Annotated in this window: 22 protein-coding genes and 2 pseudogenes; 23 read left to right on the top strand and 1 reads right to left on the bottom strand. The window is 38.8% G+C overall.

The genetic code is table 11. From position 1 onward, the window contains the following. The first annotated feature begins 455 nt into the window (after positions 1–455). The 14 genes and pseudogenes from DCC82_RS01115 to DCC82_RS01050 all read left to right on the top strand — a co-directional run bounded on the left by DCC82_RS01115 (position 456) and on the right by DCC82_RS01050 (position 16,216). On the top strand, positions 456–1,031 hold the full coding sequence (locus tag DCC82_RS01115) for a hypothetical protein (RefSeq protein WP_097355043.1): 576 nt from the start codon (positions 456–458) through the stop codon (positions 1,029–1,031). A gap of 109 nt (positions 1,032–1,140) precedes the next feature. Next, positions 1,141–2,028 carry a UTP--glucose-1-phosphate uridylyltransferase GalU gene (gene galU, locus DCC82_RS01110; protein ID WP_097355042.1) on the top strand — a complete coding sequence of 296 codons (888 nt, stop codon included), beginning with the start codon at positions 1,141–1,143 and terminating at the stop codon, positions 2,026–2,028. Between the two features lie 39 nt (positions 2,029–2,067). Then, positions 2,068–2,742: an exopolysaccharide biosynthesis polyprenyl glycosylphosphotransferase gene (locus tag DCC82_RS01105; RefSeq protein ID WP_187252153.1), complete on the top strand. Its 675-nt coding sequence runs from the start codon at positions 2,068–2,070 to the stop codon at positions 2,740–2,742. 138 nt (positions 2,743–2,880) lie between these two features. After that, positions 2,881–3,419: pseudogene (locus DCC82_RS01100) on the top strand (polysaccharide biosynthesis protein); the annotation flags it as partial. Between the two features lie 13 nt (positions 3,420–3,432). After that, entirely contained in the window at positions 3,433–4,698 is a 1,266-nt protein-coding gene (locus DCC82_RS01095) for an oligosaccharide flippase family protein (RefSeq protein ID WP_097355041.1), read from the top strand. Between the two features lie 40 nt (positions 4,699–4,738). Continuing rightward, positions 4,739–6,100: a phenylacetate--CoA ligase family protein gene (locus tag DCC82_RS01090; protein WP_021321935.1), complete on the top strand. Its 1,362-nt coding sequence runs from the start codon at positions 4,739–4,741 to the stop codon at positions 6,098–6,100. Between the two features lie 26 nt (positions 6,101–6,126). Then, positions 6,127–7,203: a glycosyltransferase gene (locus DCC82_RS01085; protein WP_108430207.1), complete on the top strand. Its 1,077-nt coding sequence runs from the start codon at positions 6,127–6,129 to the stop codon at positions 7,201–7,203. 72 nt (positions 7,204–7,275) lie between these two features. Further along, the gene (locus tag DCC82_RS01080; protein ID WP_097355039.1) at positions 7,276–8,676 is read left to right on the top strand and encodes a hypothetical protein; all 1,401 of its coding nucleotides are present in this window, start codon (positions 7,276–7,278) and stop codon (positions 8,674–8,676) included. Positions 8,677–9,737: 1,061 nt separating this feature from the next. After that, a complete protein-coding gene (locus DCC82_RS01075; RefSeq protein WP_233252895.1) occupies positions 9,738–10,892 on the top strand; it encodes a glycosyltransferase family 4 protein in 1,155 nt (384 codons plus the stop codon). After that, positions 10,892–12,025 carry a glycosyltransferase family 4 protein gene (locus tag DCC82_RS01070; protein WP_097354980.1) on the top strand — a complete coding sequence of 378 codons (1,134 nt, stop codon included), beginning with the start codon at positions 10,892–10,894 and terminating at the stop codon, positions 12,023–12,025. Before DCC82_RS01075 ends, DCC82_RS01070 begins: the two co-directional genes overlap by 1 nt. Positions 12,026–12,050: 25 nt before the next feature. Further along, positions 12,051–13,055 carry an NAD-dependent epimerase gene (locus DCC82_RS01065; protein WP_097354979.1) on the top strand — a complete coding sequence of 335 codons (1,005 nt, stop codon included), beginning with the start codon at positions 12,051–12,053 and terminating at the stop codon, positions 13,053–13,055. A gap of 75 nt (positions 13,056–13,130) precedes the next feature. Beyond that, positions 13,131–14,459 (top strand): UDP-glucose dehydrogenase family protein, encoded by a 1,329-nt coding sequence (locus tag DCC82_RS01060; protein ID WP_097354978.1) that lies wholly within the window; start codon positions 13,131–13,133, stop codon positions 14,457–14,459. A gap of 69 nt (positions 14,460–14,528) precedes the next feature. Next, positions 14,529–15,560 carry a UDP-glucose 4-epimerase GalE gene (gene galE / locus DCC82_RS01055; protein ID WP_097354977.1) on the top strand — a complete coding sequence of 344 codons (1,032 nt, stop codon included), beginning with the start codon at positions 14,529–14,531 and terminating at the stop codon, positions 15,558–15,560. A gap of 170 nt (positions 15,561–15,730) precedes the next feature. Beyond that, complete coding sequence (locus DCC82_RS01050; protein WP_097354976.1) at positions 15,731–16,216, top strand: AAA family ATPase; 486 nt, start codon at positions 15,731–15,733, stop codon at positions 16,214–16,216. Here the strand turns inward: DCC82_RS01050 and DCC82_RS01045 are convergent. Beyond that, a complete protein-coding gene (locus tag DCC82_RS01045; protein ID WP_097354975.1) occupies positions 16,199–17,266 on the bottom strand; it encodes an IS630 family transposase in 1,068 nt (355 codons plus the stop codon). The genes DCC82_RS01050 and DCC82_RS01045 overlap by 18 nt on opposite strands. A 104-nt stretch (positions 17,267–17,370) precedes the next feature. Here DCC82_RS01045 and DCC82_RS01040 point away from each other — a divergent pair, with 104 nt between their 5' ends. The 9 genes and pseudogenes from DCC82_RS01040 (at position 17,371) to DCC82_RS01005 (ending at position 24,625) form a co-directional block, all read left to right on the top strand. Next, entirely contained in the window at positions 17,371–17,949 is a 579-nt protein-coding gene (locus DCC82_RS01040) for an AAA family ATPase (RefSeq protein ID WP_097354974.1), read from the top strand. A gap of 105 nt (positions 17,950–18,054) precedes the next feature. Further along, positions 18,055–18,477 (top strand): annotated as a pseudogene (locus tag DCC82_RS01035) (DegT/DnrJ/EryC1/StrS family aminotransferase); the annotation flags it as partial. An 80-nt stretch (positions 18,478–18,557) separates the two neighbouring features. Then, a complete protein-coding gene (locus tag DCC82_RS17560; RefSeq protein WP_187252169.1) occupies positions 18,558–18,716 on the top strand; it encodes a YwzD family small protein in 159 nt (52 codons plus the stop codon). Positions 18,717–18,953: 237 nt separating this feature from the next. Continuing rightward, positions 18,954–19,343, top strand: a complete 390-nt coding sequence (locus DCC82_RS01025; RefSeq protein WP_233252893.1) for a VanZ family protein — start codon at positions 18,954–18,956, stop codon at positions 19,341–19,343. 269 nt (positions 19,344–19,612) lie between these two features. After that, positions 19,613–21,199: a phospho-sugar mutase gene (locus DCC82_RS01020; protein WP_286170470.1), complete on the top strand. Its 1,587-nt coding sequence runs from the start codon at positions 19,613–19,615 to the stop codon at positions 21,197–21,199. Positions 21,200–21,213: 14 nt separating this feature from the next. Then, on the top strand, positions 21,214–22,185 hold the full coding sequence (gene galE / locus DCC82_RS01015) for a UDP-glucose 4-epimerase GalE (protein ID WP_097354973.1): 972 nt from the start codon (positions 21,214–21,216) through the stop codon (positions 22,183–22,185). 68 nt (positions 22,186–22,253) lie between these two features. Next, positions 22,254–22,418, top strand: a complete 165-nt coding sequence (locus tag DCC82_RS17555; RefSeq protein WP_187252170.1) for a YwzD family small protein — start codon at positions 22,254–22,256, stop codon at positions 22,416–22,418. A gap of 15 nt (positions 22,419–22,433) precedes the next feature. Beyond that, positions 22,434–22,610, top strand: coding sequence for a hypothetical protein (locus tag DCC82_RS17850; RefSeq protein WP_233252892.1), 177 nt, complete (start codon positions 22,434–22,436; stop codon positions 22,608–22,610). Between the two features lie 395 nt (positions 22,611–23,005). Further along, positions 23,006–24,625, top strand: a complete 1,620-nt coding sequence (locus DCC82_RS01005; protein ID WP_015376008.1) for a DUF262 domain-containing protein — start codon at positions 23,006–23,008, stop codon at positions 24,623–24,625. Positions 24,626–25,001: the final 376 nt, after the last annotated feature.

Raw genomic sequence — 25,001 nt, 5'->3', positions numbered from 1 at the left:
GCGATTCATCTCCCACTTACTCCGCTTCGCTTCGTTGAAGTGGGAGTCTTCTCGCCTAATTAAGATAAAAGTTTATAGCGTGGGCAGGAGCTAGTACGGCGGCGATCCCTGCGCGATGCTCGGAGCCTGCCGAGGCGGCGACACATTGGGTTAACTTCTCGGAGTAACCCACGCAAGACCAAACTTTGTTTGGTCTGAGCCTCCTCGCAGGCCCTCCAGCGCGTTTCGGGGATAAGCAAGCCGCCTCCACTTTTCGCGGTGATGTCTCCTTACCGTTATCAATGGAGGCACTCGGCCATGCCGTGGGTGGGGACGATGACGGTCCTGCCACCTTAGACGCTAGTCGTCGAGGGTGTGGTGTGAGGGCGGGTTAGATGCCCGGTTTTTATCTATATGTTTGTTTATGCCTCTGTTGGACATGTTATAATGGGAGAAAGGGGAAAGGAGGGGTGAAGATGAGTCAAGAATTGAGAGATTTGTTGCGTTCGGTTTTGAAGGAAGAATTAGAACCGATTCGAGATAGGCTAGACCGTGTTGAGCAAACACAGCAAAAATTAAGCAGCGATGTCGGACAAATTCAGAAGGATGTTGCCAGGCTGCAGAAAGGCCAGCAAGAACTGCGCAATGATGTAGCTCAACTTCAAAAAGATGTATCTCAGCTTCAAAGCGATGTTGCCCAGCTTCAACAAGGTCAACGGGCACTCCAGCAAGACGTTGCGCAACTTCAAGAAGGCCAGCGTGCGTTACAGCGCGATGCGGCACAACTGCAAACCGGCCAACAGAAATTAGAACACGATATGGCCGCCATGAAGCAAACGCTCGGAAATGTGGAGCAGACACAAGAAAAGATCCTTGAGGAGCTTCGCATTTCGAAAAACAATCAAGGGCATATTTTGAATGACCTTACAAGCATGAAACAGTCCGTCGATTTAACTGTCGCGTATTTACAAAGACGGACAGATGTCATGTTTGATAAAATGATCGAACACGAAAGAGAGATTTTAAACTTAAAATCCCATTTGCAAAACTAAGTCCCAACAAAGGGGCTATTTTTATTTGATGCGCATCGACGTATGTGCTATTTACCAATAGCCCATACGTTGGTGCGTATTGAAAAATACATAGAAAAGAGGGATTTCGTTGAAAAAAGTACGCAAAGCGATCATCCCGGCAGCGGGGCTCGGAACAAGATTTTTGCCAGCAACAAAAGCGATGCCGAAAGAAATGCTCCCGATCGTCGACAAACCAACGATTCAATACATCGTTGAAGAAGCGATCGCCTCTGGCATCGAAGATATCATCATCGTCACAGGGAAAGGAAAACGCGCGATCGAGGACCATTTCGACAACGCTTTTGAGCTTGAACAAAACTTAATTCAAAAAGGCAAATACGACTTACTCGAAAAAGTAAAAGAACCATCGAAAGTCGACATTCACTACATTCGCCAAAAAGAACCGAAAGGACTTGGCCACGCCGTCTGGTGCGCACGCAACTTTATTGGCGACGAACCGTTTGCCGTTCTGCTTGGTGACGACATCGTCCAAGCGGAAACACCATGCTTAAAACAATTAATTGACCAATATGAACAAACTCTCAGTTCCGTTATTGGTGTCAAAAGAGTGCCTGATAACGAAACGCACCGTTACGGCATCATCGATCCACTTGAACAACATGGCCGCCGCTACCAAGTCCGCCAATTCGTCGAAAAACCAGCGCCAGGCACCGCACCATCGAACCTAGCGATTATGGGACGCTACATCTTAACACCGGAAATCTTCTTGTTCCTTGAAAAACAAGAAGCCGGCGCTGGCGGTGAAATTCAGCTTACCGACGCGATTCAAAAGTTGAATGAAATTCAGCGCGTCTTCGCCTACGAATTCGAAGGCAAGCGCTACGACGTCGGAGAAAAGATCGGATTTATCAAAACGACGATTGAGTTTGCGTTGCAATATGAGGAGTTAAGGGAAGATTTGATTCAATTTATGGAACAAGTTCTTAAAAGAGAAAAGGACTTTGGAGGAGTTTAAAGGATTTCTGTAATCAATAATTTGGAGGCGAGATAGAAGGTGGGGGTTAGCTCCAACAAAAAAAATGATTTTTTTAAGGAATATGCAGTTGCAATAGATACACAGTACATAATAAGAAATCAAAAAGCAAACGTAAAATATTATCCGTATGTAAAGCGCGTTTTAGATATACTGTTGTCATTGTTAGCATTACCGATTGCTATTCCTATTATTTTAATTTTTGCTGTTATTATTAAACTCGAAACACCTGGACCGGCTTTTTTTCTGCAAGAACGTGTTGGCTTACATGGAAAGTATTTTAAAGTCATTAAATTGCGTTCCATGGGAGTAAACGCAGAAAAGAATGGCGCGCAATGGGCGACAAAAAATGACCCACGTGTAACTAGAGTGGGAGCATTTATCCGTAAAACGAGAATCGATGAGCTCCCACAATTATTTAACGTGCTGAAAGGCGATATGAGTTTAATCGGTCCAAGACCGGAAAGGCCAATGTTTACCGCACAATTTAATGAGGAAATCCCAGGTTTTATTGATCGCTTGCAAGTAAAGCCCGGGATAACAGGATGGGCGCAAGTGAACGGAGGATATGATATTACCCCTAGAGAAAAACTGGAGTTAGATCGTTATTATATTGACAATATGAGCTTTTGGCTCGATCTTAAAATTATTTTGAAGACCATAAAGGTTTGTATAACAGGTGATGGGGCGAGATAGAAAAAACAAATCAAATTCATAGAGAGAAATTTGTTAAGAAAGTAAAACAATAATAAACATCGGGAAGTGAAGCTAAAGCCAATTGCGTTTATTGATGATGACCGTAATAAACAAAACGACAAACAAGGCAAAACGAAATTCGTCGCTGTCCGCTTTGGAAACATGCTAGGAAGCCGAGGCAGTGTCATCCGCTATTTAGAAAGCAAATTCAAGCTGGCGGTCCTGTCACCGTCACCCATCCGGATATGACACGCTACTTTATGACGATTCCGGAAGCATCCCGGCTCGTCATCCAAGCCGGCGCGCTCGCCAAAGGCGGCGAAATCTTTGTCCTGGACATGGGCGAACCAGTCAAAATCGTCGATCTCGCGAAAAACTTAATCAAACTATCCGGATACACCGTTGAAGAAATCGGCATCGAATTTACCGGCATCCGTCCAGGTGAAAAGCTGTTTGAAGAGCTGCTTAATGAAAACGAAGTTCATCCGGAACAGGTGTTTCCGAAAATATTTATCGGAAAAGCAACGATGGTGGACGAAAAAATTCTTCATGATTTTATGGATCGGTTTGAAGAGATGGATAAAGAAGAGGTTAGAGAGAAATTGTTGGGGATTGCGAATAATCGACTCACATCGAAGGTTTCTATCAAAACTTCTATAAATATGTCGTTAAAATAAAAAGGTGAGACAGTTGATTCAAAAGATAAAAAAAAGTTTATTCATCAGGAATGTATTAACTTTAATGACCGGAACCGCAATTGCCCAAGCGTTAAATATCATTATAGCACCGATACTTAGCCGATTATATGATCCACATGCTTTTGGAGTATTTGCGGTTTATACTTCTATTGTAAGCATTTGTGTGGTGGTTGTAGGATTAAAATATGAATTAGCTATTGTTCTTCCTAAAAAGCAAGAAGACGCAGCTAATGTACTTTATTTATCTATTATTGTCGTTGTGTTTATGACTTTGTTATCTACAATATTTCTCTTTTTATTTAAGGATTACTTGGAAATATGGTTTCATATACAAGGGCTTAATGAATTTATATGGTGGATTCCTATTAGTATATTGTTTTTTGGTATATATAATAATTTTAACTATTGGAGCACAAGACAGAAAAGTTTTAAACGTCTATCAATTTCTCAAATATTTAGAAGTATATCAGTAGCCGCTACTCAGCTTGGCGGTGGTATTTCAAAAATTGGTACAGTTGGCCTTATTGCTGGACAAGCAATTGGTCATATAGTTGCTACTGTTGTTTTAGGAAAGCAAATTTGGAAAGATGATAGACAGGTTTTAACGTCTTCATTTAATTTTAATAAAATGAAGGACCTTGCACGTACATATAGAGAATTTCCAAAGTATAGTGCTCCACAATCATTAATAAATTCTCTTTCTCAAAATGTTGCACCGTTTATACTGGCTGCATATTTTAGTCCAACTGTAGTGGGATATTATTCTCTTTCATTGCGTTTGTTGCAATTACCTATTAACTTGATTGGTGATTCGGTTCGACAAGTATTTTATCCACGAATCGCTGAAATTTATAATCATGGAGGAGACTTGCACAAATATTTAGTCAAATCAACTGTGTTTTTAGGTGTTATTATACTTCTTCCCTCCTTGATTATCTTTCTTTCGGGTCCTTTGCTGTTTTCTATTGTATTGGGTAAAGAATGGTATGAGGCAGGAGTGTATTCGCAGTGGATGATGCTATGGTTAATGTTTGGGTTTATGAATAGACCTGCATCCGCTACTGCGCAAGTGTTAGGACTCCAAAAGTTTTTATTTTATTATGAGGTATTATTCTTTCTTTCACGATTAGTTGTATTGATTTTAGGTGCTTATTATTTATCATCATTATATACAATTATAATTTATAGTATAGTTGGGGCAATATTTAATTTTTCTTTAATTATGACCGTCATTTTTTTATCCAAAAAGCAGGAATGAAGCAACTGAAAATATAGACTGATTATTGGAGTGTTTTTAAATGAGTTTTTGGAAACGATGGATTTATAAACAAAGGCTTAAACAAGGTAATGTATTAAATTATTTTGAACAGCTACAAAAATGGCAATGGCTTGACCAAAAGGCATTAAAACAACTACAAGAAAAACGTTTATCAAATTTATTACTTCATGCTTATCGACATGTACCTTACTATCGAGAAATTTTAAAAGAAAGTGGAGTTATTACATCCAAAGAACAGGTAAACTTATCGTCATTTGAAAAAATACCTTTTTTAACAAAAGATATTATCAGGAAGGAATTTGAGCAACTAAAGTCAGACGACTTAAATAATAGAGAGTGGTATTTGAATACATCAGGCGGCTCGACTGGAGAACCTGTTCAATTTATACAAGATAAAGAATATAGCGAATGGTCGCATGCTATTAAACTGCTAGACGACCAATGGAGTAACAGAGAAATAGGGGATAAACAAATTAGACTTTGGGGATCTGAACGGGATTTGCTTGTGGGACAGGAAACGACTAAAGTTAGGATTGGACGATATATACGTAATGAAAGATGGCTCAATGCTTTTAGGATGACTTCTGAACAAATGAAAGAATATATAGAAGTTATTAATAAATTTAAGCCGATACAAATTCTTGCTTATGTAGAAAGTATCTTTGAATTGGCAAAGTTTATTGAACAAAACAAATTAACTGTTCATTCTCCTAAATCGATTATGACATCAGCAGGAACTCTGTATCCATACATGAGAGAAACAATTGAAAGAGTTTTTCAAACGAAAGTATTTAATCGGTATGGTTCTAGGGAAGTAGGAGATATTGCTTGTGAATGTGAACATCATCAGGGACTTCATGTTTCTGCTTTGACACATTATGTTGAAATTATAAAAGAGAATGGAACATTAGCTCAACCAGGGGAAATAGGGGAAATTGTTGTTACTTCCTTAACAAATTATGCTATGCCTTTAATTCGTTATCGTATCGGTGACATGGGAAAATGGGCTAAAGGTGAATGTGATTGCGGAAGGGTAATGCCCTTAATTGAGGAAGTAAATGGGAGAGTAACTGACTTCTTTATTAATTCTTACGGTAAAAAAATCGATGGACGTATTTTTAATACGTTTCTCTGGCATCGTGATTTTATAAAAAAATATCAGGTTATTCAAAAAAACTATAATCTTATTATCGTGAAGATTATGTTGAATAATGAAGAATCGGTAAATCCAGAAATTAAATTTTCTAATGATCTTAATAACATTAAGGAAGATATTCGACAGGTTATGGGCGAAAGCTGTATTGTAAAATTCGAATTTGTAGACGATATCCATCCTACAGCTTCTGGAAAATATCGATATACAATTTCAGAGGTGAGATAAAAGAGGGTTTAGGAGTGTTTTCCGTCATGAAAAAAGTTTTATTTATTTTACCATCGCTCCGTGGCGGTGGCGCTGAGAGAGTAATGGTTACACTATTAAAATATCTTGATCGTAACAAATTTGATTTGCATTTAGCACTTATCAGTAAAGAAGGACCATATCTAGCAGAAGTTCCAGATGATGTGCCAGTCTATGATTTGAAGGCAAAAAGAGTTCGTTATGCTTTTATTCCAATGTTAAAGTTAATCAGACAGTTAAAGCCAGATATTGTTTTTTCTACATTAGGCCATTTGAATCTTGCGTTAATCATGCTTAAAATTTTAATGCCATCTCATACGCGTTTGATAGTAAGAGAAGCAAATACGGTTTCGGAAATTGTTAAGTTAAGTTCAAAACCATGGCTATGGAAATTCCTTTATAAAACATTGTATAAACGAGCAGATTTGATAGTTTGTCAATCTGATTATATGAAACAAGATCTTATTGAAAATTTTAAAGTACCAGAGCAAAAAGCAATACGTATCTATAATCCAGTTGACGTTGATACAATTAGGAAAAAAGCAAATTTAGGAGAAAATCCATTTTTACATTCTCCGACTTCTCCAAATATCGTGGCAATTGGAAGACTTGTTTACCAAAAAGGATTTGACCGTTTGCTTCAAGCTATGCCACAATTATTGAAGGAAAAACCAAATGCAAAACTGTGGATACTAGGTGAAGGACCTTTAGAAGAAGAATTGAAAGAACAATGTATTCGACTAGGAATTGTGGAAAAGGTGGAGTTTGTAGGATTTCAAAAGAATCCTTATGTCTGGTTGAAGCATGCAGATTTATTTGTTCTCTCGTCTTATTACGAAGGACTTCCCAATGTCCTGTTAGAAGCAATAGCTTGTGAATGCCCTGTTGTTGCGATAGATCATCCGGGAGGGACGAGAGAGATAATGGAGGCATTAGGGTTGTTAGATAAACTGGAATATGCCGAATTAACCATGTCTTCGCATCTATTTAGACCACTTAATGAAGAATGTTTAAAACAGTTGAAACAATTGTTTGGGTTAAAGAGAATTGTCGGGGAATATGAATCTTATATATTAAATTTATGAATTTTGTAGAATAAATCCTTTGATTATACCTCTATGTAATTATTATTTTTAATTAGGAAAAGAGGTTTAAATATGGTCTTAATTATAGCTGCAACAGGAGGATTGTTGTTCGCTTTTATTGTTTTCTTTATTGTTTATTTTCGTCTAATACACAAAAAAAGATTTGAGTTGTTAGATTGGTTTCTTCTATCTTTAGGTACATTTAATGGGATAGGATTTGGGTTTGTGTTATGGGCAACATATGCAGGTAAAAATTCTTATGATTGGACTCCATGGATAATAAAATACGACGATTGGGCTTCCTTTACTTATCTTTTAATGAATATATTACTTTTAATGTCTGTTATTTTTGGATGGAATTTGACAAATATGTTTGCTAATAAATCAAAGTTGTTCCAGCATGAACGAAAAAAAGATTTGTCAGTGGTAAGTAAAAATGCAATTAGGAAAATGCTATTTATTGCTTATTTAATGTTTATCACTTCGGTAGTATCGTATTGGCTTTATACGAAAGCTTATGGTGGTTTTATAGGAATATTTGAATATAGCAGAGCTATTAGATCAGGGGTTTTTTATGTAGAAAACCCATTTAGTTTTCTGCAAAGATTCGGGAGCTTTTCTTTCTTTTCTTCGTTTATATTTTTTGGAATTCTAATTGACAAAAAGATTAAAAAGAAAAATAGCTTCTTTTTGTTTATAGGATTTATTTTTTCATTTTTATTCTCTTTGTATGTCTTGTTTACATGGGAAGGCAGGATTTCATTAGCATTTTATGTGCTTACCTTTTTCTTAGGATATACTTTATATAATTATAAAAATGTTCTTGATTTTTTTTCAAAATCCATATTTTTTTTCTTTATTAGCTTATTTTTAATTATTATGTCTGATCGAATATTGAAGAGATCAAGTGGTAATGAAGGAATATTAGATTTTTTGGCAAGGGAGCTGTCTTTTCCTTTTGCTTCATATATTGTCCATATATCTGCTCAGGATTATAGATGGTTTAAAGACTTGTTGGTATCCCCTATTTATATTTTGCCGCAGCGGATATGGGGACAATTAGTTGATACAGCTTCTGATTTAAATACAATTTATATAATGGGAGCCCGTAAAGGAGAGTCAGGGGTAACGGGAAGTATTCCAGTAGATATGCTTTCTTTTGGTATAATAGAAGGATCAGTTGTGGGAGTCTTATTAATAGGTCTGTTTTGGGGTGCATTACTATTAATAGTAGAGCGTTTTATTTATAATATATCAATAAAATCAATAAAAGGTGTTATGTTTATTATTTATGCAAATATAGTTTTAAACGTTGCTATTCTTAATGTGTTGTACGGAGATCCTCAGCATTTTATTACCAGAAACTTCCATGTTATTATAGGAGTACTTTTAATGGTTTTCTTTCAAAAAATAAGTTTTACAATAAATCATATGAATTCACGTACTTATCCTTCTGTAAATAATAGTAGTTAATATTATTATATGATACAGTATCAAGCGAACTTTATTATTGTTATATCAAGAATTATAAAACTAGAGTAAAAAAATAAAAATTATACATGAGTATGTTACAATAGCACATACAGAAATAGCGATGAAATCCATACCAACGAGGTTGTTTTTACTTCATTGCTCTTTACCTGATTGATGCATATTCAATCGAATTACGAAAACCAAATAGCTATTTTCTTAATTTGGTTTTCAACAAGACCGGGATAACATGACTAATACGCATCTTTCCGGGGATCGATCGGTGAAATGAACAATATTCTGGATTGTGCGGCAGCTTTATGAACGTTTTTACTGTTAAATATCGTATTACTAATCATTTCGGGTTGCAGTGGTAAAGATATGCGATAAAATGATTTTCTTAGTAGTTGTACAAAGGTGCAGTTAATATCCTTTGAACCAATGATACCATGTCGAAATGCCCCACTTTTTCTGAAAATCATAGAGATCGCTTCGAAGTGCCATGCTGTCGATGACCGCCAATCGGAGGGATCGAATTCCTACATCAGTGAGAAGTTGAGAGTGCAAAAATGAAAATCCTTGTTTCTGAAACCACTTTACTTGCTCGTAAAAAAGTCGATAGATGAGGGCTTTCTTGAAGTCTGTAAAGATAACGGGAGTAACCAAATCGATGAAGTAGTTGAGCCGGCTGTGGTGATGAAATCCATCAAAAATACGTTTTTAATATTTCAGTAGCGATTTTTTAGAAAACCAGCGGTTGTCCTGTTATGCACAGTATTTTGGGTAAGAAAAGTTGGTCGATGTATCCAAACAAAATCTCCAAAAATTGCTTGATTCATTACATGTTTCGTAACCAAATTGGGATCATGTTAGTGTCCACCCTTTTGCAGTTATTTGGGTTAATGAACTTCCAAGGAGACGGATTATCAATTATGAACTTTGGAACACGTTTAATACACAAGTGTTAGCTAAGTACTTTTATTTATAGAAATGTATAATGCTAATATAGTTTCGTAGATACATATCATAGTCAAATGTTACGATGACAAAGAAGGTGGCAAAATATGTGCTATAAACTAGTCCATCTCATCACTGGTTTAAACACTGGTGGAGCCGAGATGATGCTATATAAGCTATTATCACAAATTGATCGTGAAAAGTTTGATATAAAGGTTATTTCGTTGACAGATGTCGGTCCTGTTGGAGAGAAAATAAAAAAATTGGAAATTCCAGTGATCGGGTTAGGGATGAAAAGAGGAGTCCCTAACCCGTTTTTTCTATTTAAGCTAGCTAGAATTTTGAAAAAGGAAAAGCCCAATATACTGCAAACATGGATGTATCATGCTGATTTGATGGGATTGTTAGCTGGAAAATTAGTTGGGGTTCCTAATATAGTTTGGGGAATTCATCATAGTAGTCTTAGTCCTGAGTCAAATAAAAAATTGACTATTAAAGTTGCAGAAATATGTGCAATGTTATCAAAATATACAGATAAAATTATTTGTTGTTCGGAATCTTCTTTGAAAGTTCACAGTAAAATAGGTTATTCTTTGGAGAAGATGACTATTATTCCTAACGGATTTGACGTAAAGAACTTCTCTCCAATCTATACAGCAAATAAACAATTGAAGCGTCAACTATCTATTCCCGAAAATTCCTATTTAATAGGACTAGTTGCACGATGGGATCCTTTAAAAGATCATTATAACTTCATTCAAGCAGCGAGAATAGTAGCTAATCACATCCCAAATGTTCATTTTGTTTTATGTGGAGATAATATCACTCCTAAAAATGAAACTTTAATTTCGTGGATTAAGGATGCAAACCTGGAAAAGTCATTTCATTTACTTGGGAGAAGGGAAGATATTCATAAAATTATGCCTGCATTTAATTTACTTGTATTGTCATCAAAAGGTGAAGCTTTCCCAAATGTATTAGGCGAAGCAATGGCCTGCGAGGTTCCTTGTGTTACGACAGATGTAGGAGATTCTGCTTATATTGTTGGGGATACCGGATTAGTTGTGCCGCCAGGGAACCCTCAACTGTTAGGTGAGGCAATCCTAACTTTTTTGAAATACCCTGCAAGTCATAGGAAAAAATTGGGAAAATTAGCGAGAGAAAGAGTCGAAAACTATTTTTCGCTCGATTTGATTGTGAGGAAGTATGAAAATGTTTATTTAGAATTGTTGAAAGCATCAAAGAAAGCGGTTGATTACTAATGAAGAAAAAGAAAGTATTATTTGCAGCGACGGTATATTCTCACTTAGCTGCATTTCATAAACCCTTTATAAAAATGCTTCAAGACAAAGGTTATGAAGTACATGCAGCTGCGAATCCCGACCATGGTCGGAAGGAAGAAATAGAAAAGATGGGGGTTATTTGCTGGGATATTTCTTTTTCTCGGTCTCCTTATCGGTTGGCTAATTTGATGGCCATAAGAGAATTAATAAAACTATTAAGTAACCATTATTTTGAACTAATTCATGTTCATACACCTATTGCCTCTTTTTTAGTTCGTTATGTAGCAAAAAAATGCAGGCAAGGTTCTGTTCTTTATACAGCTCATGGTTTTCATTTTTATGAGGGAGCGCCGCTTCAAAATTGGTTAATATATTATACAGCAGAAAAAATAGCAAGCAGATGGACTGATGGCCTAATTGTAATGAATGAGGAAGATTATAAAAATGGAAAAAGACTAGGTTTTAGAGAGAATGAATCTTTATTTTTTACACATGGGGTTGGAGTTTCTTTTGATCAATACTCTGTTAGTCCTGATTCTAGTTGCTATGTTCGTGAGCAACTAAACATTGCAAACAACGATATTGTAATTACTTGTATCGCTGAGTTAATTGAGAGAAAAAATCATATCTACCTATTACGTAATTGGAAGAACATTTTAAATCGTTATCCAAATGTTCACTGTTTAATTGTTGGAACAGGAAGAAAAGAAGATGATCTAAAAAAATATGTAGAACAAAATAAATTAAGAAATATTCACTTTTTAGGGTTCAGAGAAGATATTCCAGAAATCTTATCACAGTCAGATATTATAACTTTACTCTCTCTTCATGAAGGTTTACCTAGATGCATCATGGAAGCAATGGTTTCTGGAAAGCCATTAGTTGTAACCAATGTAAGAGGTTCGAGGGATTTAGTTAAACATGGAGCAAATGGATTTGTAGTAGATTTAGAAGATGATCAATCTTTAGTGGAAAGTTTTGTGAAATTGATAAATGATAAAGATTTGCGAGAGAAAATGGGTCAAGCTTCGTTAAAAGAGATTCAATCATATAACTTAGCTCATGTTCTTAATGAGATGAGAGATATCTATTCGCGGTATATTGAATGTTAACAAAATAATAGATGGGGGAATTTATATGACTATCTTAGTCACCGGCGCAGCTGGCTTCATCGGTATGCATTTATCTAAACGACTTCTAGAGCAAGGATATGAAGTGGTGGGAATTGATAATTTGAATGATTACTATGATCCTAAGTTAAAGGAAGCTCGGTTGACAGAATTGAATAAGTATAATCATTTTACATTTATGAAGCTAGATTTAGTAGATAAGGAAGGGATTCTAGAGCTATTTAATAAATTTTCTTTTACTTATGTGATCCATTTAGCAGCTCAAGCGGGAGTGCGCTATAGTTTGCAAAATCCTCATGCTTATGTGGACTCGAATCTTGTTGGTTTTGTGAATATACTCGAAGCATGTCGTCATAATCCTGTAAAACATTTTATCTATGCTTCTTCAAGTTCTGTATATGGGGCGAACCAAAAAATGCCATTTTCAACAAGTGATAATGTGGATCACCCAGTTAGTTTATATGCAGCAACGAAAAAAGCAAATGAGTTAATGGCGCATACATATAGTCATTTGTATGGCATCCCAACAACGGGTTTGCGCTTTTTTACGGTTTACGGCCCTTGGGGGCGACCGGATATGGCGTATTTCTCGTTTACGAAAAATATTCTTGAGGGCAAACCGATTAAAGTATTTAATCACGGAAATATGAGACGGGATTTCACCTATATTGACGATATTGTCGAGGGAATGGTTCGTTTATTAGACAAGCCTCCGGTTTCTAATCCAAACTGGGATCGAATGTCTCCTGATCCAAGTTCAAGTTATGCTCCATATAAAATCTATAACATTGGAAACAATCAACCAGTAAAGTTGCTGGATTTCATTGAAACATTGGAATCATTGCTTGGAGTAAAAGCGAAGATGGAATTTTTGCCGATGCAGCCAGGAGACGTCGAGGCGACGTATGCGGATATCGATGATTTGCAGAAAGCGGTTGGTTTTCATCCTTCAACATCAATTGAGGACGGACTTAGAAAATTTGTCAAATGGTATAGAAGTTATTACCGATAAACTTGGCAGTCACCCGATGAACATAGGGGGGCTGTTCTTTATTATGCTATATTTCTAGGAAAGGGTAAGATAACAATGAGAAAAATCGCAGTTGTTGGTACAGGCTATGTCGGTTTAGTGACTGGTGTTTGCCTTTCCGATATTGGCCATGACGTAACTTGTGTTGATATAGATGAACAAAAAGTGGAGAAAATGAAAAAGGGAATTTCACCGATTTACGAGCCTGGTTTAGATGAATTAATGAAAAAAAATATTGAAAATGGTAGGTTGCATTTTACAACAAGTCACAAAGAAGCATTTAAAGATGCGGAAGTAATTTATATTGCAGTAGGTACGCCACAAAAAGAAGATGGTTCTGCTGATTTGCGATTTGTCGAGCAAGCAGCGAAAGACATTGCAGAAAATATCGAAAGAGATGGAGTCGTTGTCGTTACAAAAAGTACTGTGCCTGTTGGAACAAACTACAAAGTAAGAAATTGGATAAAGAGTCATCTAAAGAAAGACATTCATTTTGATGTTGTATCCAATCCAGAGTTTTTACGGGAAGGGTCAGCGATTTACGATACATTCCACGGTGACCGAATTGTAATTGGAGCCGATAACGAGCGAGCTGCGTCTATTATTGAAGAAGTAAATAAACCATTTGGTATCCCGATTTTTAAAACAGATATCTATAGTGCTGAGATGATTAAGTATGCTTCGAATGCCTTTTTAGCAACAAAAATCAGCTTTATTAATGAAATCGCAAATATTTGTGAAAAAGTTGGTGCCAATGTTGAGGATGTTGCGTATGGAATGGGGTTGGATACACGTATTGGCCCACAGTTTTTACGAGCAGGCATTGGCTACGGCGGTTCATGCTTCCCAAAAGATACAAAAGCATTAGTGCAAATTGCTGGAGATGTTGACCATAAATTTGAGTTATTAGAAGCTGTAATAAATGTGAACAATAAACAACAAGTAAAACTAGTAGAAAAAGCACGTGACCGTTTTGGTAGTTTACAAGGGAAAAAAGTAGCTCTACTTGGTTTAGCTTTTAAACCGAATACAGATGATATGCGTGAAGCTGCTTCCATTGTTATTGCTAAAGAACTTGTAAAAGATGGTGCTTTTGTCATTGCTTATGACCCAGTTGCGATGGAAAATGCAAAGCGTGTTATTGGTGATGAAATTATTTATGCTAATTCTATAGAAGAGGCACTTCAAGATGCCGATATTGCAATGATTGCGACAGAATGGGATGAAATTAAAAACTTATCATTAGATACGTTTGTAAGATTCATGAAAACCCCAGTTGTATTTGATGGTCGGAACTGCTATGCCTTAGAAGAAGTAGTAAAACATAATATCGAATATCATTCTATTGGAAGAGAAAGTATTTTAAGAAATGTAGTAAGTATTTAGGTTTAGGAGCTTATACGACTCCAAGCTCCTTTTATTTTGTAATGCAAAATTTTCATTGGAGGAATCCAAATGACCATCCTTGTAACAGGTGGCGCCGGTTATATCGGCAGCCATACTTGTGTCGAATTGTTAAGTGTTGGGTATGACATTGTTGTCGTTGATTCATTTTGCAACAGTAAACCGGAAGCTTTAAAAAGGGTCAGTGAGATTACGGGAAAAGAGTTTCCCATTTATAATGTTGATTTGCTTGAAAAGGATGAACTTGAAATAGTATTCTCTAAACATCCAATTGAGGCAGTGATTCATTTTGCTGGGCTGAAAGCCGTTGGGGAGTCGGTAGCGATTCCACTTCGCTACTATCATAACAATATTACCGGTACGTTAATGTTATGTGAAGTAATGCAAGCGTATGGTGTGAAGAAGATCGTATTTAGTTCTTCGGCAACAGTATACGGAACTCCTGAGAGTGTGCCGATTTCCGAGGATTTTCCGCTTCAACCAACAAACCCGTATGGACGGACGAAACTGATGATTGAGGAAATTTTGCGTGATTTATATGTGTCCGACAATGATTGGAGCATTGCCCTTTTACGTTATTTTAATCCGATTGGCGCCCATCCAAGCGGTCGGATTGGGGAAGATCCAAACGGTATCCCGAACAATTTAATGCCGTATATTACGCAAGTAGCGGTAGGAAAATTAAAAGAGCTTCGCGTGTTTGGCAATGACTATCCAACGGTAGATGGTACTGGGGTTCGCGATTATATTCATGTCGTTGATTTAGCAATCGGACATGTAAAAGCATTGGAAAAAGTAATGAACACAACAGGAGTAGAGGCGTATAATCTCGGTACAGGACGAGGATATAGCGTTCTTGAGCTTGTATCTGCTTTTGAAAAAGTGACAGGCATTAAAATCCCGTACAAAATCGTCGGTCGTCGTCCAGGTGATGTAGCCATTTGTTATGCCGACCCGACTAAAGCAAAAGAAGAGCTAGGTTGGGTAGCCACTAGAGGGATTGAAGAAATGTGTCGTGATGCATGGCGGTGGCAGTCAAATAATCCGAATGGGTATCAGGAGGAAGTGTTAGTTAGGAATTAACCAATGTTTGTTGGGGAAGTTTTTATAGACAGCAATTAGACAATCATTTAATGCTTTGGCCAATTTTGAATGTGCAGTTAGGCAAAGAGGGATATAAAGAACAGACAATGAGGGATGTAGTTTCATGAAACAGTTGTAGTTGCTAAATTTTCTTATAGGATGGTGAGCTTATGATAAAATACGTTTTTTGGAATAACAAGGGTGGAACAGGAAAAACAAGTCTTATATTTCAAACGATTTGTTCTTATGCGAATAAGCATAAAGACAAAAAAATTTTAGCCATCGATTTGTGTCCGCAAGCAAATTTATCTGACTTGTTCTTGGGAGGATTGATAAATGAGGGTGCGAAAAAGTTAGAGCATTTGCATTCTTTGGATCCAAGGAAATCGGTGGCTGGTTACTTTCAAGACCGAATCGCTTCTCCTTTTTCATATGCCAAAATTGAAACAAGTAAATATATTTGCAATCCTTCCGAGTACAATAATTCCATACCTAGTAATATAGACTTGCTTGCTGGAGATCATATGGTGGAAATCCAATCAAATGCTATTGCTACCCTCTCTAATACTAATTTGCCTGGAGTTAATGCATGGGTATCTGTAACTATATACATGCAACATGAAGAGTTAACTTCTCAGTCATCCTGCACACCCTAAACGCTGCAGCACTTCCTCCGGACGTTCGTGGATGTAGTTGACAAACCGAGTAATGGCTTGAATGATATCGTTGCGATCCTTGTGAAATACATTGGCAATCACCGTATCTTTCAGCCATTTCCATAAGCGTTCGATCGGGTTCAGCTGTGGCGAATAGGGAGGAAGGTAAATAAAGTGAAAACACTGCCCTTCTTCCCGCAAAAACTCCTTGACCATTTTGGCATGGTGAATGCGGGCGTTATCCAACACCAAGACCATGAGACGGTCCGGATAGCGCTTTTTGAGCATTCTCAAGAAATCCAAGAACGTCGCAGCATTGGCAGCGGTCGTTTGATGAAGCACCGTTTCACCATCATGGACGTTGACCGCGCCAAACAGCGATACGTGGGCATGATGGCCAAACGTCGGCACTTGTTTTTGGCGGCCGACTTCCGACCATGTGGACCGCAAGACATGGTAAGAGCGGATATGGGTTTCATCGATGTACAGAAGAACAGCATCTTCTGTCTCCTTGGTGATCAAGTTTTTTTTTATCAGATCCATTTGTTTTTCAAATTGCTTTTGCTCATCCGGATTTCCTTTCGCCAGTGTGTACGTCGGTCGTGTCCACGACAGCCCTTTGCGGTGCAGGAGTTTTCGCAGCGCTTCGCGGGAAATGGAAACACCGAATTGCTTTGCGACATAGGATTGCAGGAGTTTGGTGTTCCACGCCGAAGCGACGTCCCAGCCCAGTTCCGCGGGAGTGGTGGTCAATACAAGCTGTTTGATCTTTTCTTGCTGTTCTTCCGTGAGAAACGGCTCCCGCCCGGGGGCGAAATCCCGATGAAGCAAGAGCTCCAGACCGCCTTCGTTGAACAGCGACACATAATGGGAAACGGTTTGTCGGCACACGTTGACCATGGAGGCCACCTCTTTGCCCAAATAGCCTTCCATGACCAGGCGAACCGCCATCACCCGTTGGCGAAGAAGGGTGTTTTTGATTTTCCGTTCCTGTTTGCGAAGTGTCCGAGGTGTCCATCCGTGATCGTTGGTGATTTTGAGACGTTTCATGCAGAATTCCGCTCCTTTTCCATGCTTTTCCTTAGGAGCAGTATAACCGGAGTGGGAACCACTTATACGAAGGTTAACTTTTCAATGAGCATGTATATAATTGGATTAATGATTTTATTAATTCAACAAATAATGAGTATTCGACTGTATTTATTGATACTAATCCTAGCTTCTCTTCGTATACACAGATTGCACTTGCTGCTGCTGATCGATTGATATTACCTGTAATGCCAGATGATTCATCAAGAAGGGCTGTACAAAACGTGTTTTCATTGATCCATGGAGTTAAACTTCCTTCTATTTATGAACAGTCAGCTTTTTCGAAAAGAATGGAAGAAGCAAAAAAACCGTTACCTAAGATACATTTGATAGTGAAAAATAGGCTGACTCAATATATGGGGCCTGCATCAGCTTATCGGGCTATTTTTACTGCTATAGATAATGATGTCAAAAAATTAATGTCTGTTAACCCAAATATTTTTACTTTTACTAATTATGAAAAAGAAGGTGTGGTTGAGGTAAGGGATTTTCAAACTACTGGTGTTGTGGCTTTTGCTAAGGGGTTACCGTTTGATAAGACGACTACAGGTAAGCATGTTATTTTTGATAGAGAGCCACAAGTTGATCCTAAAATTTTACAGGAGAGTAAAGATGCTATAAATAGTATAGTTGAAAAGCTATAGAACTTCATTAATACTTCTAAAAAGGAGTTAGTACTTATATCTTAGTAAAATCTGAATCGAATTTTATGTTAAAAAGTGAGATTAAGCTATATAGCTACCACATGAGCCGGCATCGGCCGGGCGCAGTTGGAAGTATTGGACGAGCGGGTGAAAGCGAGACGAACGATTTTTGATCGCTACGTGCAAGCGTTAGGGAATATCGAAGGAGTTCACTTTATGCCCGAATTGGAAGGCACGATGTCCAACCGGTGGCTGACGACGTTGACGATTGACCAGCAAACGCTTGGTGTGACTCCAATGGATATCATCAACGCGCTTGCGGAGGAAAATATTGAAGCACGTCCTGTATGGAAGCCGCTTCATCTGCAGCCAGTGTTTGACGGGGTAACGTATTACCCGCATCAGGAAGGTTGGAGCGTTTCGGATGAATTGTTTGCCAATGGCATTTGTTTGCCGTCCGGTTCTAGCATGACCGTTGAGGAACAAAACCGGGTCATTGACGTCTTTATCAAAGCGATTAAACGATAAATAACTGTTTGCAAGCCTCCTGTTGAAGTCGTTCAGTGGGAGGCTGCATTTATTTTTTTCGATTTGGGGGTGACTTTTGTATGGAGAAAAAGTCGCTACAATCAGAAACCGAGCGTTTTAAACATATTTTAATTGAAGCGTATCAACGCGGGGAATTGTCCGCCAATATTACCGCAAAAGACATGGTTAAAGAGCTTGCTCATCAGTTAAAACAAGTTTTGCAAGGAAATCATAAGTAGTATTGGGAAGGGTGTATGCCATCATTTCAACAGTTGCCAAAGTCCGTGAAAAAACGATCTGCTACATTCTTCAAGATGTTCAGTCGTTGGAGAAATTGGAGCGGATAGAAAAAACGATTCACTATTATATTCAAAAACGAAAGAAGGAATTGAAAAAGAATGATTCGTTTAAACAGATTAGGTGATGAAATGAAAAATAAGATTATTCCTTGGATTCTTGTATTCGCATGATGCGGGATGATTTATTATTTTACGGAATCTCCCATGTTTAGTGGCGCGAATACAGCCAGTTGGATTAGTGAAATCATACAAAAGCTGCAATTAGGACATGTCGGTCATATCAATGATGGTTTTTTGTCATGGAATTACATCGTGCGTAAATTGGCGCATCTTTCAGTATTCGGTCTGCTTGCGGTTCTTGTATGGAGAGCATTATATCCATGGCGGTTTGCGATGGTTAGCGCATGGGTGTTCGCCGTTATTTGCGCAGGTTTGGATGAATGGCATCAGTCGTTTCAGCCGGGACGAACTCCGCTTTTGTCGGATGTGTTGATTGATGCGTGTGGGGCGGGGATTGCGTTATTTGTTGTACGGGTTTATTTACGAAGGACAGGTTCTTCGGTGTGAGAAAGATTGCGAATCTCCTCTATGTTTTGCATGATGGTTGTTATAGAGATCCTCTGCTTCCTCTTTCTAGCTATATCCGCTGTATCCATTCCATTGGTTAGTTTTTCAACAACTACACCCTAGATGCTCAAAGATTTCTTTTTTGGATGTTCGCTTATTCATGGTTCCATTTTTCCATTGATGTGGTTCATTGTTTTGGAAAAGTGGATGATGGCTTCGTACAGAATATTGCGCGGCTAGTCGCAAGAAACAGACATATAAAATTTTTTATGATAAAATTTTTAAGTTCGGTGCCTGTCACCACCCGAGCCGAAGCATCGGAAGGATTAGCGCGTTATATTGTTGAACAAGGCGAAGAAGCGAAAGAGCGCGGTGTCGTGATTGCCTATGATTCCCGCCATAAGTCGCCGGAGTTTGCGTTGGAAGTGGCAAAGACGATTGGGAAGCATGGGATTAAAGCTTACTTATTTAAAGAGCTTCGCCCAACGCCAGAGCTGTCGTTTGCTGTTCGTTATCTTGGGGCGTTTGCCGGTGTGGTCATTACCGCAAGTCATAATCCGCCGGAGTATAACGGGTTTAAAGTGTATGGCCAAGACGGCGGACAAATTCCGCCAGCGGTGGCAGATGCGATTATTCAATACGTCAATGCCGTCGAAAATGAATTGACGGTGGAAGTAGCAAGCGAGCAAGAACTTCTGGAAAACGGATTGCTTACATATATCGGCGAAGAAATCGATGAAGCCTACCTTCAGCAATTAAAAACGATTCAACTAAATCCAGAAATGGTTGCGGAAGTGGCGAAAGATTTAAAAATTGTTTTTTCTCCTTTGCATGGCACAGCCAGTAAGTTAGTCCGCGCTGGTTTAAAAGCATTTGGCTTTGAAAATGTGACGGTGGTAAAAGAACAAGAACTTCCAGATCCGAACTTTTCCACTGTTGCTTCACCGAATCCGGAAGAGCATGCCGCGTTTACATTAGCGATTCAATACGGTGAAAAAATCGATGCCGACATTTTAATGGCAACCGACCCGGATGCGGACCGTCTTGGTGTCGCGGTGAAAAATTTAGATGGTGAATATGTCGTGTTAACAGGCAACCAAATGGGCGCGTTGATGCTGGAATATTTATTATCACAAAAGCAGGCAAAAGGAATCTTGCCGAAAAACGGTGTCGTTGTGAAAACGATCGTGACGTCCGAAATCGGCCGCGCGATTGCCGAGCATTATGGTTTGCCAACGATCGATACATTGACTGGGTTTAAATTTATCGGCGAGAAGATTAACGAGTTTGAACGGACGAAAGAATACACGTTCCAATTCGGTTATGAAGAAAGCTATGGCTATTTAATCGGCGACTTTGTCCGCGACAAAGATGCGGTGCAATCGGCGATTTTTGCCGCGGAAGTAGCGGCTTATTATAAAGCGCAGGGAAAAACATTGTATGAAGGGTTATTAGAGATTTTTGAAAAATACGGTTACTATCGTGAATCATTGCGCTCGCTAACGTTAAAAGGAAAAGATGGCGCCGAGCAAATTGCCAATATTCTAGCTACCTTCCGTAAAGAACCGCCGAAAGAAATCGCCGGTGTGGAAGTTGTCGCGATCGAAGACTATTTGATAAGCAAGCGTACCATCGTGGCGACAGGGGAAGAACAGACGATTGACTTGCCTCGTTCGAACGTGTTGAAATATCATCTTGCGAATGGCGCATGGTTCTGTTTGCGTCCATCAGGCACAGAGCCGAAAGCGAAGTTTTACTTTGGCGTGAGAGGAACATCGTTACAAGAGAGCGAAGAACTTGTTACCGAATTAGAAAACGCAGTAATGACGATGGTCCATCAAATAGTTAATGTATAATTGGGGGATTGTATATGATTCTCGTTGTCGGCGGAGCCGGTTATATCGGCAGTCATTTAGTGAAAGAGTTAGTGGAAAAAGAGCAAGTAATTGTGCTTGATAACTTATCGACTGGCCATCGCTATTTAGTGGATGATCGCGCGGTGTTTGTGCAAGGGGATTTAGGGAACAAAGCGGACCTTGAACCGATTTTTGAAAAATACCCGATTCAAGCCGTCATGCATTTTGCGGCGAACAGTTTAGTCGGCGAATCGGTGGTGAATCCGCTGAAGTATTATCAAAACAACGTTGCCGCTACATTAACATTACTAGAAACGATGCTGAAATATAATGTGAAAAACTTTATCTTCTCGTCAACCGCGGCGACGTATGGGATTCCGAATGTCGAATTGATTACGGAAGATTGCCCAACAAATCCAATTAACCCATACGGCCGTTCGAAGTTAATGATCGAACAAATTTTAGCGGATTTTGCTTCTGCGTATGGTTTGAACTATGTCGTCCTTCGCTACTTTAACGCGGCTGGGGCGCACGAGTCGGGGGAAATTGGTGAAGACCATAACCCGGAAACGCATTTGATTCCGCTTGTCTTGCAGCATTTGTTAGGCCAGCGCGACAAAATTTCCGTCTTCGGTACGGACTATGATACACCAGACGGGACATGCATTCGTGACTATATCCATGTCACCGATTTAGCGAAGGCGCATATTTTAGCGCTGGAAGCTTTATTGTCAGGCAAAAAGAAAACCGCCATTTACAACCTTGGCAACGGCTTAGGCTATTCCGTGAAAGAAGTGATTGAAACATGTGAAAAAGTCACCGGCCGCAAAGCCACTATTGAATATACTGACCGCCGCCCGGGCGACCCGGCGCGCCTTGTCGCTTCCTCGCAAAAAATTTACGAAGAACTTGGCTGGAAAGCGGAATATTCGCTTGAGGAGATTATTGCAAGCGCATGGAAGTGGCATAGCCGAAATACTAAGTAAATTCAAAGCCTCCTGTTGAAGTTGTTCAGCGGGAGGCTTATTGCATTTTTACGTTGGGGGTGACTGTTGTGCCGAAGAAAAAGACTTTGCGACCAGAAACCGATCGTTTCAAGCATATATTAATTGAAGCGTATCAACGTGGGGAATTGTCCGACAATATCACCACAAAAGATATGGTTCAGGAGCTTGTTCATCAGTTAAAACCAATTTTTAAAGGGAATAATCATAAGTAGTATTGGGAGGTATGTATGTCATCGTTTCAACAGCTGCCAAAGTCGATAAAAAACGATCCGCTACATTCTTCAAGATGTCCAGTCGCTGGAGGAGTTGGAGTGGATGGAAAAATGATTTATATTCAAAAACGGAAGAAGGAACTGAATCGTTTCAACCGGGGAGGACGCGCTTTTGGCGAATGTGGTTATTGACGCGTGTGGGGGGATTGCTTTATTCGTTTGTGCGAATTTATTTACGACGGATATGTTCTGAAATGTAAAATTACGAATTCCCTCTATGTTTTGCATCATGGTTATAGAGATCCTCTGCTTCCTCTTTCTAGCTATATCCGCTACATCCATTTCATTGGTGGACTTCTCAATGGCTACATCCTAGATGCTTCAAGACTTCTTTTTGTTATGTTCGCTTACGAGGAATCCTTTTTTTACATAAAACTTCTTCATCAATCATTACAAAACTATGATATGGATTTGTTTTTGAGAAGAAGTTAACATGTGTGAAAAAGGAGAGAGTTGTAAAAACGTAAAATCTGTATTATAGATGTATGTGTAAAAGTAAATCTGGCTACTGGGGGAGATGATGCTAAATGGAGGCAAGTGAAAAAAAGATCAACGAGATACTGACGGAAAACAAAATTTATGAAATTCCTCCTTATCAACGGCCGTATTCTTGGGAGAAAAGCCATGCGCGCGAGTTGATAGAAGATATTTGCCAAGCTTATCAGCGTAATGACCCTGAATACTTTATCGGATCGATTATTACGATTGAAAAAGAACGCAACCGCCGTTATGAAGTCGTAGACGGCCAGCAGCGGTTAACGACTTTAAATATTATTTTTGCGGTTATGAAGCAGTTGATCACGCATCCTTCTAGTGTAGAGGATATTCAAAAACGAATTATGCCGGTAAACCCTTATACGGATGAACCGGAGCAGCCTCGCCTGATAGTCAGAAAGCAAGATCAAGCATTTTTCCAGAAGTATATCCTCATGGGGGAAGATATAAGCTCTGCACAAGAAATGAGTGAAACTCAAGCGAAGTTTTATGACAATATGCTTGAAATCAAACAAGTAGTTTCAGAATTAAGCGAAGTCGAGTTGCGGCGGTTGGTCAATTATATTTTAGAACATGTATATGTTGTCTTTGTGGTCACCGATAACTTTACCTCCGCCTATCGGCTTTTTAATGTCTTAAATGCGAGAGGAATGTCTCTTTCCAACGGGGATTTATTAAAAAACCGGCTGTTTGAATATTGTGAAAGCAAGCCTCTTGAGAGAAGCCGAGTGGAAGAATGTTGGAATGAACTGGAGAATATCGTTGGCATTCGGCAGTTAGATAATTTCTTAAGCCATTTACGGACTTCGATCAAAGGGAACAAGCAGCAGGAAATTCTTTATCAAGAGTTTGATGAGATCCTTGAAGAATATAAAGAAGCTCCCGCTCGTTTCGCTGAATTTCTCCTGCGCTCGGCTCATCATTATGAAAAAATTATGGAAAACGATTTCGATAATCATCTTAAGACGCAAAAACTCATCTCTTCCCTCCATCGGGTCGCTCATGATGAGTGGATACCTCCTGTGCTTGCGTTTCTAAATAAACCGGTGCCGGATATGGAATTCGCTGATTTTGTTGAATTAATGGAAAAAATCACGTACCAAAACTGGGTTCGCCGGCTTGGCAAAACAAAACGAAATACGGTTTATTATCAAGTGATTAATTTGATCAATAAAGGATGTTCAGCGGATGAACTGATTGAAACGGTTAAAAAATATGCGGATAATAAAGAATTTGAACAATTGATACGTGCGGATATTTACCATTCTCCTGCTGTAAAAGCAATACTCCTTCGCTTGGAACAAGAAAGCCAAGATCAGAGCGTGGTAAAACAATTCCATGGACGAATTACGGTGGAGCACATCCTTCCGCAAAAGCTAAAAGATGAATATTGGATCCAACGTTTCACGCCTGATGTTCATCAAGAATTGGTTCATAAGCTTGGAAATTTGACTTTATTGAGCGGTGTGAAAAATTCTGCTGCACAATACTATTCGTTTGACCGTAAAAAGGAAATTTACGAAAAACGAAACAAAAAAGTATCGTTTGATCTTACGAAAGAAATATTAGAGGAAAAGGAATGGACAAAGGACCAAATTCTTTCCAGACAAGAAAGACTGGTCAAAAAGGCAATGGAAATTTGGAGCCTGTGACCAGCATAGGCGCCTGCCGCTGGTCGAAGGCTGTTTCGCTAACGAAGCCATTGAAACATGTAAAAAAGCAACCAGCTGCATAGCTGTCATAAATATGCCGCCCGGGCGCCCCGGCGCGGCTTGTCTCTTTCTCGGAGAAGATGGATAAGGAACCGGGCTGGGAAGCGGAATATTCGCTTGAAGATAATATTTTCAGTGCATGGAAGCGGCATCGTGGAAATGTGAAGGAAATACAGAGCCTCCCGCTGAAGGAGTGTTGTCAGCGGGAGGCTGATTGTTTATCTGCGTCAATCAATCAGTGTTAAACTCACATTTCGCACCCTAACAAGGTCAAAACAAAGGATTTTTTATTTAGTTTTTCAGAATAACTTTTTGA

The sequence above is a fragment of the Geobacillus sp. LYN3 genome (genome assembly GCF_003064505.1).
Lineage (GTDB): Bacteria > Bacillota > Bacilli > Bacillales > Anoxybacillaceae > Parageobacillus_B > Parageobacillus_B toebii.
This window is presented reverse-complemented; position numbering and strand designations above follow the sequence as displayed.

Excerpts from the sequence above, each read along its gene's own strand:
- DCC82_RS01115 (WP_097355043.1), top strand. The coding sequence starts at position 456 with ATGAGTCAAGAATTGAGAGATTTGTTGCGTTCGGTTTTGAAGGAAGAA.
- DCC82_RS01090 (WP_021321935.1), top strand. The coding sequence starts at position 4,739 with ATGAGTTTTTGGAAACGATGGATTTATAAACAAAGGCTTAAACAAGGT.
- DCC82_RS01085 (WP_108430207.1), top strand. The coding sequence starts at position 6,127 with ATGAAAAAAGTTTTATTTATTTTACCATCGCTCCGTGGCGGTGGCGCT.
- DCC82_RS01080 (WP_097355039.1), top strand. The coding sequence starts at position 7,276 with ATGGTCTTAATTATAGCTGCAACAGGAGGATTGTTGTTCGCTTTTATT.
- DCC82_RS01075 (WP_233252895.1), top strand. The coding sequence starts at position 9,738 with ATGTGCTATAAACTAGTCCATCTCATCACTGGTTTAAACACTGGTGGA.
- DCC82_RS01070 (WP_097354980.1), top strand. The coding sequence starts at position 10,892 with ATGAAGAAAAAGAAAGTATTATTTGCAGCGACGGTATATTCTCACTTA.
- DCC82_RS01065 (WP_097354979.1), top strand. The coding sequence starts at position 12,051 with ATGACTATCTTAGTCACCGGCGCAGCTGGCTTCATCGGTATGCATTTA.
- DCC82_RS01060 (WP_097354978.1), top strand. The coding sequence starts at position 13,131 with ATGAGAAAAATCGCAGTTGTTGGTACAGGCTATGTCGGTTTAGTGACT.
- galE (WP_097354977.1), top strand. The coding sequence starts at position 14,529 with ATGACCATCCTTGTAACAGGTGGCGCCGGTTATATCGGCAGCCATACT.
- DCC82_RS01050 (WP_097354976.1), top strand. The coding sequence starts at position 15,731 with ATGATAAAATACGTTTTTTGGAATAACAAGGGTGGAACAGGAAAAACA.
- DCC82_RS01045 (WP_097354975.1), bottom strand. The coding sequence starts at position 17,266 with ATGAAACGTCTCAAAATCACCAACGATCACGGATGGACACCTCGGACA.
- DCC82_RS17560 (WP_187252169.1), top strand. The coding sequence starts at position 18,558 with ATGGAGAAAAAGTCGCTACAATCAGAAACCGAGCGTTTTAAACATATT.
- DCC82_RS01025 (WP_233252893.1), top strand. The coding sequence starts at position 18,954 with ATGATTTATTATTTTACGGAATCTCCCATGTTTAGTGGCGCGAATACA.
- DCC82_RS01020 (WP_286170470.1), top strand. The coding sequence starts at position 19,613 with ATGATAAAATTTTTAAGTTCGGTGCCTGTCACCACCCGAGCCGAAGCA.
- galE (WP_097354973.1), top strand. The coding sequence starts at position 21,214 with ATGATTCTCGTTGTCGGCGGAGCCGGTTATATCGGCAGTCATTTAGTG.
- DCC82_RS17850 (WP_233252892.1), top strand. The coding sequence starts at position 22,434 with ATGTCATCGTTTCAACAGCTGCCAAAGTCGATAAAAAACGATCCGCTA.
- DCC82_RS01005 (WP_015376008.1), top strand. The coding sequence starts at position 23,006 with ATGGAGGCAAGTGAAAAAAAGATCAACGAGATACTGACGGAAAACAAA.